This window comes from Mesorhizobium sp. M2E.F.Ca.ET.209.01.1.1 (genome assembly GCF_004010375.2).
Classification (GTDB): Bacteria; Pseudomonadota; Alphaproteobacteria; order Rhizobiales; family Rhizobiaceae; genus Mesorhizobium.
Genome location: NZ_SADP02000036.1, coordinates 23087 through 36469, shown reverse-complemented (window position 1 = coordinate 36469; position 13383 = coordinate 23087). Strand labels below are relative to the sequence as shown.

Here is a 13383-nt window from a genome sequence, read left to right as displayed (position 1 = left end):
TGCCCGGATGGCTCGAAGCGGATGATCCGATGGAACCCGAGCCTCGCAGCTCACATAGGAAAAAAGCCCTTCCGTCCCATCATCTCCACCGCGCATCTCATCCTCCAATCTCTCCGGCGGAATCGAATCACGGACTGGCCCCAGACGAAAGAGTTTTTCCGCAGCCTGTTAGAGCGCGGAAGAAGACATTGCGGTCCACACTCTGGCCTTCACCGCTCGCCATGCCTTCATCATATGCGCGCTTGACCTGGTTGAGTTCATGGCCGGTTAGGGGTCGGATTATCGCTTCCATGCGCAACGATAGCATTGTCCGGTGCATGCTACCAAATTTGCCAATTGTCGAAGCTGGCGCCGCCCCTCATCTGCCTGCCGGCATCTTCTCCCCGTGAACTGGGAGAAGGGGCTGACCGCGGCGCCGGCGCTCTTCCTACAACGTCTGAGACGGGCGAAATCGTCAGCGCAGCTTCTTTCTCCCCGTCACTACGGGGAGAAATGCCCGGCAGGGCAATGAGGGGCAGCGCCGACGTGTCAGGCAAAGCAACACCACCGCCAGGGGACGCGCGACCACAGCAATCCAATCCTGTGGCGATGGCCTACTGCCTGACGCTCGCGGACAAACCGGAATCTCGTTAAACAATCGGCATGACATCCGGAAACATCCCATGCGCGTAACCACCGACCTTTGGGTTTCGGCCCTTGTGCGTCGCGTCTTCGGCGCCGGCGGTTTTGCCGCCGTGGTCAAACGCGGCGCCACCGAGGCGGGCGCCGTCTTCGTGCTGTCGCGCGGGCGTCTGGGAGAGGTGGCTCTTTATGGGCCGGCGCCGCAGACGAGCTACGATTCGGCCAAGCCGGATGAGCGCTTCTTCACCTTGCTCGATGCCGGCGACGATAGCGCCGCTTTCGACGCGCGGCTGGAGCGGGAGAAGAAATTCGATCCCGACATCTGGGTGGTCGAGATCGAGGCGGGAGCCGTTCCGGTCGAAGAGCTTCTGTCGGTGAAGGCTGAATAAACCGTATCAGGACGCCTTGAGGCCGGAGCTCGCGTCGTCGCCGTTCGATGCGTCGCGTCGTTCCGTGTTGATAGTGTCGTCCGCTTTGTCGCGGACGGCCCGCGAAAGAGCTTCGGCCTTCCAGGCGCGTACCTTGTCCAGCGCCGCCTCGCGGTGCAGCAGCCGGTAACGGTCGAGGAACAGCCGGATCGCCTGCGGATGCGGGAACTCGCCGGGATAGACCGCGACCGCGATCAGGAAGGCCCTGTCCTCGCTGAGGTCGAGGGCGCGCAGCGCCGCAAGCAGTGCGGCATAACCCGACTGCCCGGTCACCGAGCGGGCCGTCGCGAAGTCGATCTCCAGCGCGTCGGCGAGCGCGGTCTGGAAGAAGGCCGCGTTGCCGGTCAGCGCCGTCTCGCGCAGTTTCACGTAAGCCGGCTGGCCGAGGAAGGTGTTGACGTCGGTGGCGTCGCCGGCCAGGCGCATCATCGACCGCAGGCGGCGCCGCGCGTTCTCCACCGCTTCGCCGGGCGCGGCACGGTCGGCGTCCGCCTTGGCCACCGGCTCCGGTCTCAGCGTCAGTTTCGTGACCGTTTCGGGCGGCCGCGTCTTGACCAGCGTCGGTCTTTCCAGCGCGCGGATCAGATCGGCGATTGTCGGGTTGAGCTCCTTGCGGCGCGCAATGGCGCGCGCATGCGGCAAGCCATGCCGGCCGATCAGCGCGATGAGGTCGATGTCGCTCAGTGCGTTGGAGCGGGTGAGCAGGGGTGCCGCGATCTCGACCGGCTCCTCGGCTAGCCGCCGCACCAATGCGGTCGGCGCGTATTCGCATTCGGAAAGGGCGGCGGCGACATAGCGACGCGACTCGACCGAGACCTCGTCGAACAGCGGCAGCGTCAGGTCCTCGAGCTGGGCGATCTCGCGGCGCGAGGGGCGCGTCAGCGAGCAGAAGGCCGACACAGCCGCGCGGAACAGCCTTTCGGCCTTTCCCGCTTCGGTCCGGATAGCGATTTGCCTGAAATCCGAAGATGACACGGAGGATACGCCCGACACTCGACACAACTCCTGAACCGCCCAATCCGGTCGGGCCGGTTTCGCATCTTCAGGAAAACAAACATCAAATTAGCCGCGATCCGTTAGCGCTCCGTTAACCCTCTACGCCCCTTAATCAACTTTGGAGGCGTTGCGTTGTGCTCCGGTCAAACCGAGAGGAATGCGCGAACCATGGGCATGGTCCTGTCTTTTGTGCCGCGAGCGGCACCTGTAAATCGAGCAAGTCGCGACACCGCTACGGCGGCGGCAGTCATCATTTTCCCCGGCGTCCGCTATGAGTTGCGTCCGCAGGCCGATGCGACCCGGCCCGGCGACAGCGGCTCCGACAGGCCAGGCTCCCCGCCGCCCGCCAAGCCGCATCACTGAACGGGCTCGCCTTCTCAGTCGTCCTGCAAATCGCAGCTGCTCTGCTCGAGGAAGCGCGACACGATCGGCTTCCAGCTCTCGTCCGGCACGAAGGCGCGGACGACGAAGATGCCTTCCTCGATCGGCGCCTCGACAAAGATCGCGCCTTGCAGATCCTCCGGAAGGTCGCGCCGCACATCGATCATCTGCGCCGGCGTCAACACCACCGTATCGAGCTTCTCGCCATTGGCGTTGTGGTCGTTGAAGGAATAGATGTTGTGGCCGCTGCGGTCATAGACCGAGGCCGACCAGAACGGCACGTCGCCCGGCGCCTTGATCCGTACCAGCCCGTCGGCAAGGTCGAAGCGGCAGGCGGCGGCGTAAAACAGCGGGTCGACCGATTTCACCACCGGCGCGCCGCCGGCTTCTGCATCCAGCCGCGTCATCTTGTAGAAGTCGGAGGCCATCGCCAGCCGCGACCAGGCATCGCGTTCGGAAAATTCCGGCACCAGGAACAGCACAACGATATGCACGATGCCGGCGCCGAGCAGGCCGAGGATCAGGGCATGCAGCAGCCTACGCATTGCAGCCGGCCTTCAGGATGCGCGGCAGCGTGACGTCGGAGAGGCCGGTGCTCGAGGCTATCGGCGTGTCGTAGAAGGTCAGCACGAAATACATCTTGCCGGATCCGCCGGTGAGCAGCCAGTTGCCGGGGGCAGGGCGATTGCCGACCGAAATGACGACGGAATTGTCGGGCCGGCGCAGCACTTCGTAGGACTGCAGCGCCGCCTGTCTCGGCTTGCCTGTATCGATCACGCCAAGCGACTGGTCGGCGGCGTAGAGCGTCCAGAAGCGGGCGGTCGGATAACTGCCTTCGATCGTGTAGGTGCATTCGCGCTTCAGCGGCTCGCCCGCATCGTCGCGCTCGGCGACGAAGGCCAGCCCCTCGGCCCGGCCGAGCGCCAGCACGCCCTCGCGCGCCACGCGCGCCTTGGAGTAGGGATCGGCGGTTAAAGTCCCGACTTCGGGGAAGGCGGTCCATTGGCCGATGCGGATCGCCCCGACGCCGTCCTGCGCGTTGAGCGCGTACCAGACGCTGTAGCCGCCAAGCCCAATGGCTATGGCAAGCGAAAGCAGCGTCAGGATGGCGTTCTTGAGCATGAGAGCCGCAAACAGAGGAGGTTGCCCGGGATATCGCGGCGCGGGGTGCCGTGGCAAGCCGGCTTCGCATGAGGGCCGCTCTAAGGTGTGTTGAGATTCAAGCCAGGCCGGCCTCACCTGAATATCAACACGCCTTAAAGCGCCGAAAGCGTTTCCGGCAGGGTGGGCGCATCGAGCACGGGCGCGGCCTGGAACGCCTTGGTCATGTCCCTCAGCGTCTGGGTGGTGCGGCTGGAAAGCACCGGCGGCCGTTCGGCCTCGGCCTGCGCCTCCGCGGCGTCGGCTTCCTTCTTCGCCGCCTCCTCTGCCTTGGCCGCGACCTCCGGGTCGACGAACGGATGGTCGAGACCGGGGATAGGTTTCAGGTCGATGTTCTGGTGCGCATAGACCATCAGGCGCTGCCAGACCATCGCCGGCAGCGAGCCGCCGGTCATCTTGTTGGTTGCGGTGAAGTCGTCATTGCCCAGCCAGACGGCCGCCGTGTAATTGCCGGTGAAGCCGACGAACCAGGCGTCGCGGTAGGATTGCGTGGTGCCGGTCTTGCCGGCGACGACGATGTTGGGGAGCTGGGCGCGCCGCGCCGTGCCGATGACCGGCACCGCCGCCAGCATGGTGTTCATGTATTTCAGCGCCTTTTCCGACAGCACACGGTGTGGTGGCGGCGCATCCTTGGCCCAGTCATAGACCACCTCGCCGGTGCGGGTGACGAGTTGGGTGATGCCGTGGCGCGAGCCGACGAAACCGTTCTGGGCAAAGACGCTATAGCCGGTCGCCTGGTCCATCACCGTCATGCCGGATGTGCCCAGCACCATGGTCTTGTGCGCTTCCAGCGGTGATTCGACACCCATCGATTCGGCCATCGCCTTGATCGGGCCGATGCCGAGATAATCCTTGGCAAGCCGCACCGGCACCGTGTTGATCGACTTGGCGATCGCCGTGAGCAGCGTGACGTTGCCGGCCGAGCCGCCGCTGTAATTGTGCGGCGACCAGCTGCCCCAGCTGATCGCGCCGCCCGAAACCACCGAGTCCGGCGTGAAGCCATGCTCCATTGCGGTGGCATAGACATAGGGCTTGAAGGAGGAGCCGGTCTGGCGCAGCGCCTTGGTGGCGCGGTTGAACTGGCTGGCGCCATAGTCGCGGCCGCCGACGATGGCGCGCACCGCGCCATTGGTCTCGATCACCACCACCGCGCCTTCGGTGACGTTGTATTCCTTGCCGAATTGCCTCAGATGGAACTCGACCGACTCCTCGGCCGCCTTCTGGATGTTGGCGTCGAAGGTGGTGTGGGCGACCAGCGAATGCTGGCCGGGCTTGGCGATCTTCTTGACCTCGTCGAAGGCCCAGTCGAGGAAGTAGTCCGGGCTCTTCTGCTCGCCGCGGTCGACGACGTCGGCCGGATGAAGCCGCGCCTGCAGCACCTGGCCTTCGGTCATGAAGCCGGCGTCGACAAGGTTGGACAGCACCACATTGGCGCGCGCACGCGCCGCCGGCAGGTTGATGTGCGGGGCGTATTTGGTCGGCGCCTTGAACAGGCCGGCCAGCATCGCCGCCTCGGCGAGGCTCAGATCCTTGACGCTCTTGCCGAAATAGAAATCCGCCGCCGCCTCGATCCCGAACGTGCCGCCGCCCATATAGGCGCGGTCGAGATAGAGCTGCAGGATCTCTTTCTTGGACAGGTTCGCTTCCAGCCACAGCGACAGGAAGGCTTCCTTGATCTTGCGCTCGAGGGTCCGCTCGTTGGACAGGAACAGGTTCTTGGCGAGCTGCTGCGTGATGCTCGAGCCGCCCTGGACCACCGAATTGGCGCGCACATTCTCGAAGATCGCGCGCGACAGGCCCAGCACATCGATGCCGTAATGGTCGAAGAAGCGCCGGTCCTCCGTCGCCAGCACCGCCTTAATGACGATGTCCGGCATCTCGTCGACCGGCACGGAATCGCGCTGGATGATGCCGCGCTGGCCGATCTCATTGCCGTAGCGGTCGAGGAAGGTGACGGCGAAGTCGCCCTGGTTGCGCCAGTCGCCGGTGGTGATGTCAAAGGCGGGCATGGCGAGCGCGAGCAGCACCACGAAGCCGCCGGCGCCCATGGTGAAACCTTCGCTCAGCACCTCGATGATGGCGCGGCGCCAGCCATGCACACGGAACCGGCGGGAAAAGATGGTCGCCGCTTCCCAGAATTCGCGCGCCTTGAAACCGATCTCGTAGAGCGAGGTATCGAGCCACGCGTCCACGGCGAGCAGCGCCGAAGCGATCCGGCCTCTTCTCCTGCGCGGTTTAGAGGGATTGTCCATTCCAGAATTCCACCCCGGCACTCCGCCCGAAACAGCCGTGGCAGTTCCGAGGCGCCCTCCCTGCCAGACTAATCGGCCATTTTAGCACCACTCACAAGGGCAGCGAAGCCACACCCAGGCTTTGTTGAACGCCATGGTTGATCCGGAATTGCGTAAAACAAATACTGAGAGCGATATCACTGTGCCGCGATGAAGCGCATGAAATGCGCCACATCCGCCTCGCTCGGCTCCAGTCCGAGTCGCCCTGGCGTTGCTCGATGACGGTTTCGCCGGGGAGGGCATCGAACTTTCCGTACACATTGTCGTACGACCCTGAGGGCAAGGCGATGCGGCAATGAGGAGGAACTGATGGTTGAAGACGCCGCGCGCGACCTGAGGCGCGAACGTCGGCGCGGCCGCACCGGCGAGGCCGGCAGCGAGTCGAGCCGCCGCCCGAACTACCATTCGCTGAAGAACGCGTTCGCGCCGCAGCCGGTCTTTTCCGACGACCAGGTCGCAGCGATCCACGATACGGCGCTGCGCGTGCTGGAGGAACTCGGCGTCAAGGTGCTGCTGCCCGAGGCGCGCGCCATCTTTGCCCGGGCCGGCGCGCTGGTCGATGAGGACAGCCAGATGGTCAAGATCGGCCGCGATATTGTGACGGCCGCACTTGCATCGGCGCCGCGATCGATCCCGGCGCGGGCCGGAGATCGTTCCCGCGATCTCGATCTCGAGCTCGGCACGATGACGTTCCTTGCCGGCTGCGGCGCGCCCAACGTCACCGATCTCGAGCGAGGCCGGCGACCGGGCACGCTTCAGGCCTTCGAGGACTTCATACGGCTCGTGCAGCATTTCGACGTGCTGCATATGCTCGGCCCCTGCGTCGAGCCGCAGGACGTCGACACGCGCTTTCGCCACTATGCCACCGGCCGTGCGCAACTGACGCTGTCCGACAAGGTGCCTTTCGTTTTTGCCCGCGGCACGCCGCAGGTCGAAGACAGTTTCGAGATGATCCGGCTGGCGCGCGGCCTGTCCGAGGACGAGTTCGTGAGCAGCGCCCATAGCTACACGGTCATCAACACCAACTCGCCACGCCAGCTCGATATCCCGATGGCGCAGGGCATCATCGACTTCGCCCGGGCCGGCCAGATATCGATCATCACGCCTTTTTGCCTGGCGGGCGCCATGGCGCCGATCACGGTCGCCGGCGCCTTGACGCTGCAGCACGCCGAGGCACTGGCCGGCCTGACGCTGGCCCAGATCGTGCGTCCCGGCGCGCCGGTGGTCTATGGCTCCTTCTCATCCAATGTCGACATGAAGTCCGGCGCGCCTGCCTTCGGCACACCGGAACACGTCAAGGCTACGCTTGGCGCGGGCCAGCTTGCGCGTTTCACCGGCCTGCCATGGCGCTCCGGCGGCGGCAGCGCCGCCAATATCTCCGACGCGCAGGCAGCGCACGAGACGCAGTTCGCGCTGTGGGGCTCGGTGCTGGCCGGCGCGACCGTCTGTATCCATGCCGCGGGTTGGCTGGAGGGCGGGTTGAGCGTTTCCTTCGAGAAGCTGATCACCGACATCGAGGCCTTGCAGACGGTCGCGGAGCTTTGCGCGAAGACCCCGGGCGACGAGGATGCGATCGGCTTCGAGGCCATCGCCGAAGTGCAGCCGGGCGGCCACTTCTTCTCCGCCGCCCACACCATGTCGCGCTACCGCACCGCCTTCTACGAGCCGCTGGTCGCCGACTGGTCGAATTTCGGCAACTGGACGCAATCCGGCGGCAAGACCGCGACCGAGCGCGCGACCGGCATCTGGAAGCGGATTCTTTGCGACTTCCAGCCGCCGGCCTCTGCCGTCGCCACCGCGGGGGTGCTCGACGAGTTCATCGCCAGGCGCGCCGAAGAAGGCGGTGCCGCGCCTGTCTCGTGATTTGACGAAAACGTAATAAATCCGAGACCTTCGCCATTCACGTTATAGTCAAATCGATTCGCGAGCTGGCATCGGATCGCGAGCGCGGCTACGTTGCCGGGCAGCGTGAGGAGATATGTATTGGCGATGGACGGTAGATGACGGCGCCTGGCGATTTGATGCAGGCCTTGTTCCTGAGGCTGAAGACCGATGCGTCGCTCTCGGCGCTGCTGGGCGGCGCGGGCCTGCTCGAGCAGGCGAGCGACAAGGCTGCATTTCCGAACGTGACCTACGGCCGCACCAGCGCCTTTGACCTCGAGACCGGCGCCGACAATGACAGTGACCAGCTGATCACCTTGCATGTCTGGTCGAAAGCGCAAGGCGAGGCCGAGACGCGCCTCATCATGGATAGCATCAAGGCGCGCCTCGATGGTGCAGCACTTTCCATCGGCCCACGCGGCGAGACGCGCCTGTCGCTGGAATTCGCCGAGGCTCGCTATGACGAGGATCTGGCCGTCCATCATGGATTGCTGCGCTTCCGCGCGCTGACGCAGGAAGCCGCCTGAGGTGGCTGCGGAACATGCATCAAAACAAGGGCTTAAGCGCGCCGCTTGAATCCGTTTCGGCGCGAGCTGTCTTGGCCTACAGCTGCGCTTGGATGGCGGCCTTGTCGATGACCGACCAGACCTCGCGAATCCGCCGGTCGTGGAACTCGTAGAAGACGTTTTCGGCGAAGCTGACCCGTTTGCCATGGACTGGCAGGCCAAACAGCACGCCTTTGGGCCGGCAGTCGAAACGCAGGCGCGCCGCCACGCGCGGCGGCTCCGAGATCAGAAGCTCGATGTTGAAGTGCAGGTCGGGAATGGCCTCGAAATCGCCTTCCAGCATACGGCGGTAGCCCGATAGCCCGATCGTCTCGCCATTATACTGGACCTCCTCGCCGATGAAGCGGCCGAGATTGTCCCAATCCTGCTCGTTGAGGCAGGCGATGTAGCCCCGATAGAGAGCGGCAATATCCTCGCCGGTCATAGCATGCTCCTATGGTCGTCCGGCGTTTCTACACTAGCTAGGGCCGGACGGGGAATCCGCACCCGAAAAGCGTAGCGGGCCGACTGATTTTCCGGCTATGAATTTGCACCCGGGGCTGAGGGGGGCCTTGGCGTCTACGGGGTGCATTCATTTGTCGCTGAGGGGGAATGGCGGGCATGGTTTTTCGGTTATTCACCGTTCATTTCACGTTCAGCCCATATGCGTTAGAACCGTGATCATGATAGATTTTGGCTCCCATCTTCGCAAAGCAGTGCTGGCGCTTGCCACGGCCGGGCTTATTGCGTCGCAGGCGATCGCCCTGCCTGTCATCGAGCCGTCGGTGGAGCAGCCGGTCGTGCTTGCGGCCGGCGATTGCTACGCGATCGGCCAGCAGGTCGCTGCGCAGAATGGAGGGACGCTGGCCAAGGCCTCGCAGGCGACGCGGGGCGGCCAGCAGGTCTGCGTCATTGTCGTGCTCGTCCCCGGCAAGGATGGACAGCGTCCGCGCCGCTCGGAAATCGTCGTGCCGATGGGCTGACCCCTCTCGTTTCCCAGGCCAGCGGAATCGGCCTATACGTCTATCCAGCAACAGGCTTCAACCCATGCGCGTGCTCGTCGTCGAGGATGACAAGGATCTCAACCGGCAGCTGGCCGATGCGCTGGTCGATGCCGGCTATGTGGTCGACCGCGCCTATGACGGCGAGGAGGGCCATTTCCTCGGCGACACCGAGCCCTACGACGCCGTCGTGCTCGACATCGGCCTGCCGCAGATGGACGGCATCAGCGTCGTGGAGCGCTGGCGCCGCGGCGGGCGCAAGATGCCGGTGCTGATCCTGACCGCGCGCGACCGCTGGAGCGACAAGGTGGCCGGCATCGACGCCGGCGCCGACGACTATGTGACGAAGCCCTTCCACATCGAGGAGGTGCTGGCCCGCGTGCGGGCGCTGATCCGCCGCGCGGCGGGCCATGCTTCGTCCGAGCTCACCTGCGGACCGCTGCGGCTGGACACCAAGGCGTCCAAGGCCGATGTGAACGGCATGCCGCTGAAACTCACCTCGCATGAGTTCCGGCTGCTCGCCTATCTGATGCATCATATGGGCGAGGTGGTGTCGCGCACCGAGCTGGTCGAGCATCTCTACGACCAGGATTTCGACCGCGATTCCAACACCATTGAGGTGTTTGTCGGCAGGCTTCGCAAGAAGATGGGCATCGAAATGATCGAAACCGTGCGTGGCATGGGCTATCGCATGCGAGAGCCGGAGGCGTGACGCGGAACCGCTGAAGCCAGCGATGGGAACGTGGATTTCAAGGCTGCGGCTCTGGCCGCGCTCGCTGACCTTCCGCGTCATCGCTTTCTCGACCATCTGGGCGATCCTGACGCTGGTCGTCATCTTCACCCTCATCACCACGCTTTACCGCCAGGCCAGCGAGCGCGGTTTCGACAGCCTGCTTTCGGCGCATCTGTTCAACCTGATCGGCTCCGTCGGCATTTCCGACAACGGCGCGCTGACCGGCTCGCCGGATCTCGGCGATTTGCGCTTTTCCGAGCCGAATTCCGGCTGGTACTGGTCGGTGGAGCCAGCCTCAGAAGGCGTGCATGGCGAAATCCATTCTTCCTCGATGACGACCTCGCTCCTGTCGCCGAGCGTCGCGGAGGTCCCGTTCAACGCGAACTTCCAGCGCAGCTACTCGATGGAAGGCATAAAGGGCGAGCAGCTCGAAGTGTTCGAAAGCGAGTTCGTCCTCGATGCCAAGAACCGCGCCGCCCGCTTCCGCGTCATGGGCAACCACAGCGAGCTCGAGCAGGAGATCGCGAGCTTCCAGCGCCGCCTGCTCACCTATCTCTCGCTGTTCGGCGTCGGCATGATCGCCATCAATGCCATCGCCATCCTGTTGGGTCTCCAGCCTTTGCGCCGGGTCCGCAACGCGCTCGCCATGGTGCGCGAAGGCACGGCCCAGCGTCTCGACGGCAGCTTCCCGGCCGAGATCGAGCCGCTGGCCAACGAGACCAATGCGCTGATTGAGAACAACCGGCGCATCGTCGAGCGCTCGCGCACCCAGGTCGGCAATCTCGCCCATTCGCTGAAGACGCCTCTAGCGGTGCTGATCAATGAGGGCCGCGCGCTCGGCGGCGCCAAGGGCCAGCTGATCGCCGACCAGGCGGCTTCCATGCAGAAGCAGGTCGATCACTACCTGCAGCGCGCCCGCGTCGCCGCCCAGCGCGACAGCGTCGTCTTCCGCACGCCGGTTTCGCCGCTGGTCGAGCGCATGGTGCGTGTTCTGCGCAAGCTCAACCCGCAAACGCGGCTGACGCTGTCGCTGCCGCCGGCCGAGATCGTCTTTGCTGGCGAGCGCGAGGATCTCGAGGAACTGCTCGGCAATCTGCTCGACAATTCGATGAAATGGGCAAAGAGCGCTGTTGCCGTGACGATCGCCACTATTTCGGGAAGCGGCAACCTGTTTGAAATCGTTATAGAGGATGACGGACCGGGCATACCCGAGGACAGCGCGCGAGAGGTGTTGAAACGTGGCAAGAGACTGGACGAGACGAAGCCGGGAACGGGGCTTGGCCTTGCCATTGTCGCCGACCTCGTCAACGAGTATGGAGGCTCGCTGGCGCTGGAACGGTCCGGCATGGGGGGCTTGAGGGTGGTGGTGAGATTGCGGAGCCTTCAGTGATGTTTTTTATCGATTTGCGCGCGGCCGCCAGCGGCCAAATTTCCGACAAATATCAACACTATGGCCATGAACGCTTCCTGATGGCGCGTCCCCAGTCCATCCAGTTCCATCCCGCTGAAGAGAACCGGTTGTCGGCATGAAGATACGCGTCGCGCTTGTTTCCGCCCTGCTCGCCGTTTCCGGCTGCTCGACCCTTAGCAGGGGCGGTCCAACCTCTCCGGTCACGCCTGTTTCGACGCCGCCTTCCGGCGGCAAAGTGTCGACCAGCATCGTCTCGGCCATGAATGGCGGGCTTATCGGTGGATCGATCGGCTCGGGCCTGAGCGATGCCGAAAAGCGCAAGGGGCTGGAGGCGGAGTACAAGGCGTTGGAGTACAACACCAGCGGCCAGAAGGTGACATGGAAGGGCGACAACGCCTCCCACTATGGCGAGGTGGTCGCGGCCCAGCCCTATCGGGTCGGCTCCCAGGATTGCCGCCAGTACACCCATACCGTCTTCACCGGCGGCGCGGGCGTCACTGCGCGCGGCACCGCCTGCCGCAACGCCGACGGCAGCTGGACGCCGCTGACCTAGCGCAATTTCAGGAAGAATGTGGGGCGGTGAGGCTCGTCGGCCTCGCCGTCCGTCCGGAATTGCGTCAAAACAAGGCGGTAAGCGCTGTTTTCGTGAAAAGGTGAAACACTCCGGAAGGATACCGGGCCAGCCCATTATTCGGTCTGGTTGACGTCGATCAAGGTGAGGCGGTCGATCCGCCGTCAAAGCGTCGCAGTATGCTTATGTTGGCAGGGCAAGGCTCTGCCTTTATTGGAAGAGCCATGCTGTTTTGGGTCATAGCCGCACTCCTCACGCTGGGCGCCAGCCTGGCGGTGCTTCTGCCGCTTACCGGCGGCATGAAGGGCGCATCGGCGCCCGGCGATCACGACCTCGAAGTCTATCGCGACCAGCTTTCAGAATTGGATCGCGACGTGGCGCGCGGCCTGATCCAGCCGGGCGAGGCTGAGGAGGCGCGCGCCGAGATCGGCCGCCGCATCCTGCGTCTCGGCGCGGCCGAGCGGCCAAGCTCCGCCAGCCCCGGCTCCTCCCGCGGCATCAGGTTGGTCGCCAGCTTGGCCGTGCTTGCGGTGCCGCTGCTGAGCTGGGGGCTGTACGGCGTGCTCGGCTCTCCCGATCTGCCTTCGCAGCCGCTGGCCGAACGTCTCGCCAAGAATCCCGCCGATTCCTCGGTCGACGAGCTGGTCGCGCGCGCCGAAGCGCATCTTGCCGCCAATCCGTCGGACGGTAAGGGTTGGGATGTGCTGGCGCCGATCTATCTTCGTCTGCAGCGCTTTCCCGACGCGATAACCGCCTACCGCAACGCCATTCGCCTCGACGGCGACAGCGCGGTGCGCCGGTCAGGCCTTGGCGAGGCGATTGCCAGCGCCGCGGGCGGCATCGTTTCCGCCGATGCCCAGAACGCCTTCGAGGCGGCCCTCAAGCTCGACCCGGCCAATGCCAAGGCGAATTTCTACCTGGCCGTCGGCTTGGCACAGGAAGGCAGGAAGGACGAGGCTGTCGCCGCCTGGCAAAAGATGCTCGGCCAGCTTCCGCCGGATTCGCCCTGGCGCAGCGCTGTCCAGCAGGCGCTTGCCGAGGCCGGCCAGCCGGCGGTCGCGGCGGGCGCGCCGGCGAGCGGGCCCGATGCCCAGCAAATGGAGGCCGCGCAGCAGATGTCGCCGCAGGACCGGCGGGCGATGATCGAAACGATGGTCGCGGGCCTCGACGACAGATTGAAGCAGAATCCCCGCGACGAGGAAGGATGGATGCGCCTCATTCGTTCCTATGCCGTGCTCGGCAAGGCCGACCAGGCGCGCGAGGCGCTCGGCCGCGCTGTCGCCGCCTTTGGGGCCGACAGCGAGCAAGCCAAGAAGTTCACCGCCTTCGCCGCCTCCCTCGGCGTGACGGCGACGGAGTAAGA

The 13383-nt window shown here is 64.8% G+C and carries 14 protein-coding genes; 9 read left to right on the top strand and 5 right to left on the bottom strand.

Annotation, left to right across the window (positions count from 1 at the left end; translation table 11 throughout):
- Positions 1-662: 662 nt before the first annotated feature.
- A complete protein-coding gene (locus EN852_RS33810) occupies positions 663-1010 on the top strand; it encodes a DUF1491 family protein (protein WP_127880086.1) in 348 nt (115 codons plus the stop codon).
- A gap of 6 nt (positions 1011-1016) precedes the next feature.
- On the opposite strand, the gene EN852_RS33805 is transcribed toward EN852_RS33810, so the two are convergent.
- The 4 genes from EN852_RS33805 to EN852_RS33785 form a co-directional block, all read right to left on the bottom strand.
- Positions 1017-2024 carry a DUF2336 domain-containing protein gene (locus tag EN852_RS33805; RefSeq protein WP_127880088.1) on the bottom strand — a complete coding sequence of 336 codons (1008 nt, stop codon included), beginning with the start codon at positions 2022-2024 and terminating at the stop codon, positions 1017-1019.
- A gap of 398 nt (positions 2025-2422) precedes the next feature.
- Entirely contained in the window at positions 2423-2971 is a 549-nt protein-coding gene (locus tag EN852_RS33795) for a DUF1254 domain-containing protein (RefSeq protein ID WP_127867180.1), read from the bottom strand.
- Positions 2964-3548, bottom strand: a complete 585-nt coding sequence (locus EN852_RS33790; RefSeq protein ID WP_127880084.1) for a DUF1214 domain-containing protein — start codon at positions 3546-3548, stop codon at positions 2964-2966. Before EN852_RS33790 ends, EN852_RS33795 begins: the two co-directional genes overlap by 8 nt.
- Before the next feature lie 134 nt (positions 3549-3682).
- A complete protein-coding gene (locus tag EN852_RS33785; protein WP_127880083.1) occupies positions 3683-5839 on the bottom strand; it encodes a penicillin-binding protein 1A in 2157 nt (718 codons plus the stop codon).
- 348 nt (positions 5840-6187) lie between these two features.
- On the opposite strand from EN852_RS33785, the gene EN852_RS33780 reads away from it, so the two are divergent.
- Together EN852_RS33780 and EN852_RS33775 are read left to right on the top strand one after the other, a co-directional pair.
- Positions 6188-7741, top strand: a complete 1554-nt coding sequence (locus EN852_RS33780) for a trimethylamine methyltransferase family protein (RefSeq protein WP_127880082.1) — start codon at positions 6188-6190, stop codon at positions 7739-7741.
- Between the two features lie 137 nt (positions 7742-7878).
- Positions 7879-8286, top strand: coding sequence for a DUF3168 domain-containing protein (locus EN852_RS33775; protein WP_127880081.1), 408 nt, complete (start codon positions 7879-7881; stop codon positions 8284-8286).
- A 76-nt stretch (positions 8287-8362) separates the two neighbouring features.
- Here EN852_RS33775 and EN852_RS33770 read toward each other — a convergent pair whose 3' ends face one another.
- On the bottom strand, positions 8363-8749 hold the full coding sequence (locus tag EN852_RS33770) for an ester cyclase (protein WP_127880080.1): 387 nt from the start codon (positions 8747-8749) through the stop codon (positions 8363-8365).
- A gap of 238 nt (positions 8750-8987) precedes the next feature.
- Between EN852_RS33770 and EN852_RS33765 the strand changes: the two genes are divergently transcribed.
- The 6 genes from EN852_RS33765 (at position 8988) to ccmI (ending at position 13381) form a co-directional block, all read left to right on the top strand.
- Entirely contained in the window at positions 8988-9287 is a 300-nt protein-coding gene (locus EN852_RS33765) for a hypothetical protein (protein ID WP_127880079.1), read from the top strand.
- A 64-nt stretch (positions 9288-9351) separates the two neighbouring features.
- Positions 9352-10017 (top strand): response regulator transcription factor, encoded by a 666-nt coding sequence (locus tag EN852_RS33760; RefSeq protein WP_127880078.1) that lies wholly within the window; start codon positions 9352-9354, stop codon positions 10015-10017.
- Between the two features lie 22 nt (positions 10018-10039).
- Positions 10040-11428 carry an ATP-binding protein gene (locus tag EN852_RS33755; protein ID WP_127880077.1) on the top strand — a complete coding sequence of 463 codons (1389 nt, stop codon included), beginning with the start codon at positions 10040-10042 and terminating at the stop codon, positions 11426-11428.
- Complete coding sequence (locus EN852_RS41110) at positions 11428-11568, top strand: hypothetical protein (RefSeq protein WP_189546312.1); 141 nt, start codon at positions 11428-11430, stop codon at positions 11566-11568. Before EN852_RS33755 ends, EN852_RS41110 begins: the two co-directional genes overlap by 1 nt.
- A complete protein-coding gene (locus EN852_RS33750; RefSeq protein WP_127867188.1) occupies positions 11565-12002 on the top strand; it encodes a hypothetical protein in 438 nt (145 codons plus the stop codon). Before EN852_RS41110 ends, EN852_RS33750 begins: the two co-directional genes overlap by 4 nt.
- 242 nt (positions 12003-12244) lie before the next feature.
- On the top strand, positions 12245-13381 hold the full coding sequence (gene ccmI / locus EN852_RS33745; protein WP_127880076.1) for a c-type cytochrome biogenesis protein CcmI: 1137 nt from the start codon (positions 12245-12247) through the stop codon (positions 13379-13381).
- Positions 13382-13383 lie beyond the last annotated feature (2 nt).

Bases quoted from the DNA above. Each gene is read 5' to 3' on its own strand.
- EN852_RS33810 (WP_127880086.1), top strand. From the start codon at position 663: ATGCGCGTAACCACCGACCTTTGGGTTTCGGCCCTTGTGCGTCGCGTC.
- EN852_RS33795 (WP_127867180.1), bottom strand. From the start codon at position 2,971: ATGCGTAGGCTGCTGCATGCCCTGATCCTCGGCCTGCTCGGCGCCGGC.
- EN852_RS33790 (WP_127880084.1), bottom strand. From the start codon at position 3,548: ATGCTCAAGAACGCCATCCTGACGCTGCTTTCGCTTGCCATAGCCATT.
- EN852_RS33785 (WP_127880083.1), bottom strand. From the start codon at position 5,839: ATGGACAATCCCTCTAAACCGCGCAGGAGAAGAGGCCGGATCGCTTCG.
- EN852_RS33780 (WP_127880082.1), top strand. From the start codon at position 6,188: ATGGTTGAAGACGCCGCGCGCGACCTGAGGCGCGAACGTCGGCGCGGC.
- EN852_RS33775 (WP_127880081.1), top strand. From the start codon at position 7,879: ATGACGGCGCCTGGCGATTTGATGCAGGCCTTGTTCCTGAGGCTGAAG.
- EN852_RS33770 (WP_127880080.1), bottom strand. From the start codon at position 8,749: ATGACCGGCGAGGATATTGCCGCTCTCTATCGGGGCTACATCGCCTGC.
- EN852_RS33765 (WP_127880079.1), top strand. From the start codon at position 8,988: ATGATAGATTTTGGCTCCCATCTTCGCAAAGCAGTGCTGGCGCTTGCC.
- EN852_RS33760 (WP_127880078.1), top strand. From the start codon at position 9,352: ATGCGCGTGCTCGTCGTCGAGGATGACAAGGATCTCAACCGGCAGCTG.
- EN852_RS33755 (WP_127880077.1), top strand. From the start codon at position 10,040: ATGGGAACGTGGATTTCAAGGCTGCGGCTCTGGCCGCGCTCGCTGACC.
- EN852_RS41110 (WP_189546312.1), top strand. From the start codon at position 11,428: ATGTTTTTTATCGATTTGCGCGCGGCCGCCAGCGGCCAAATTTCCGAC.
- EN852_RS33750 (WP_127867188.1), top strand. From the start codon at position 11,565: ATGAAGATACGCGTCGCGCTTGTTTCCGCCCTGCTCGCCGTTTCCGGC.
- ccmI (WP_127880076.1), top strand. From the start codon at position 12,245: ATGCTGTTTTGGGTCATAGCCGCACTCCTCACGCTGGGCGCCAGCCTG.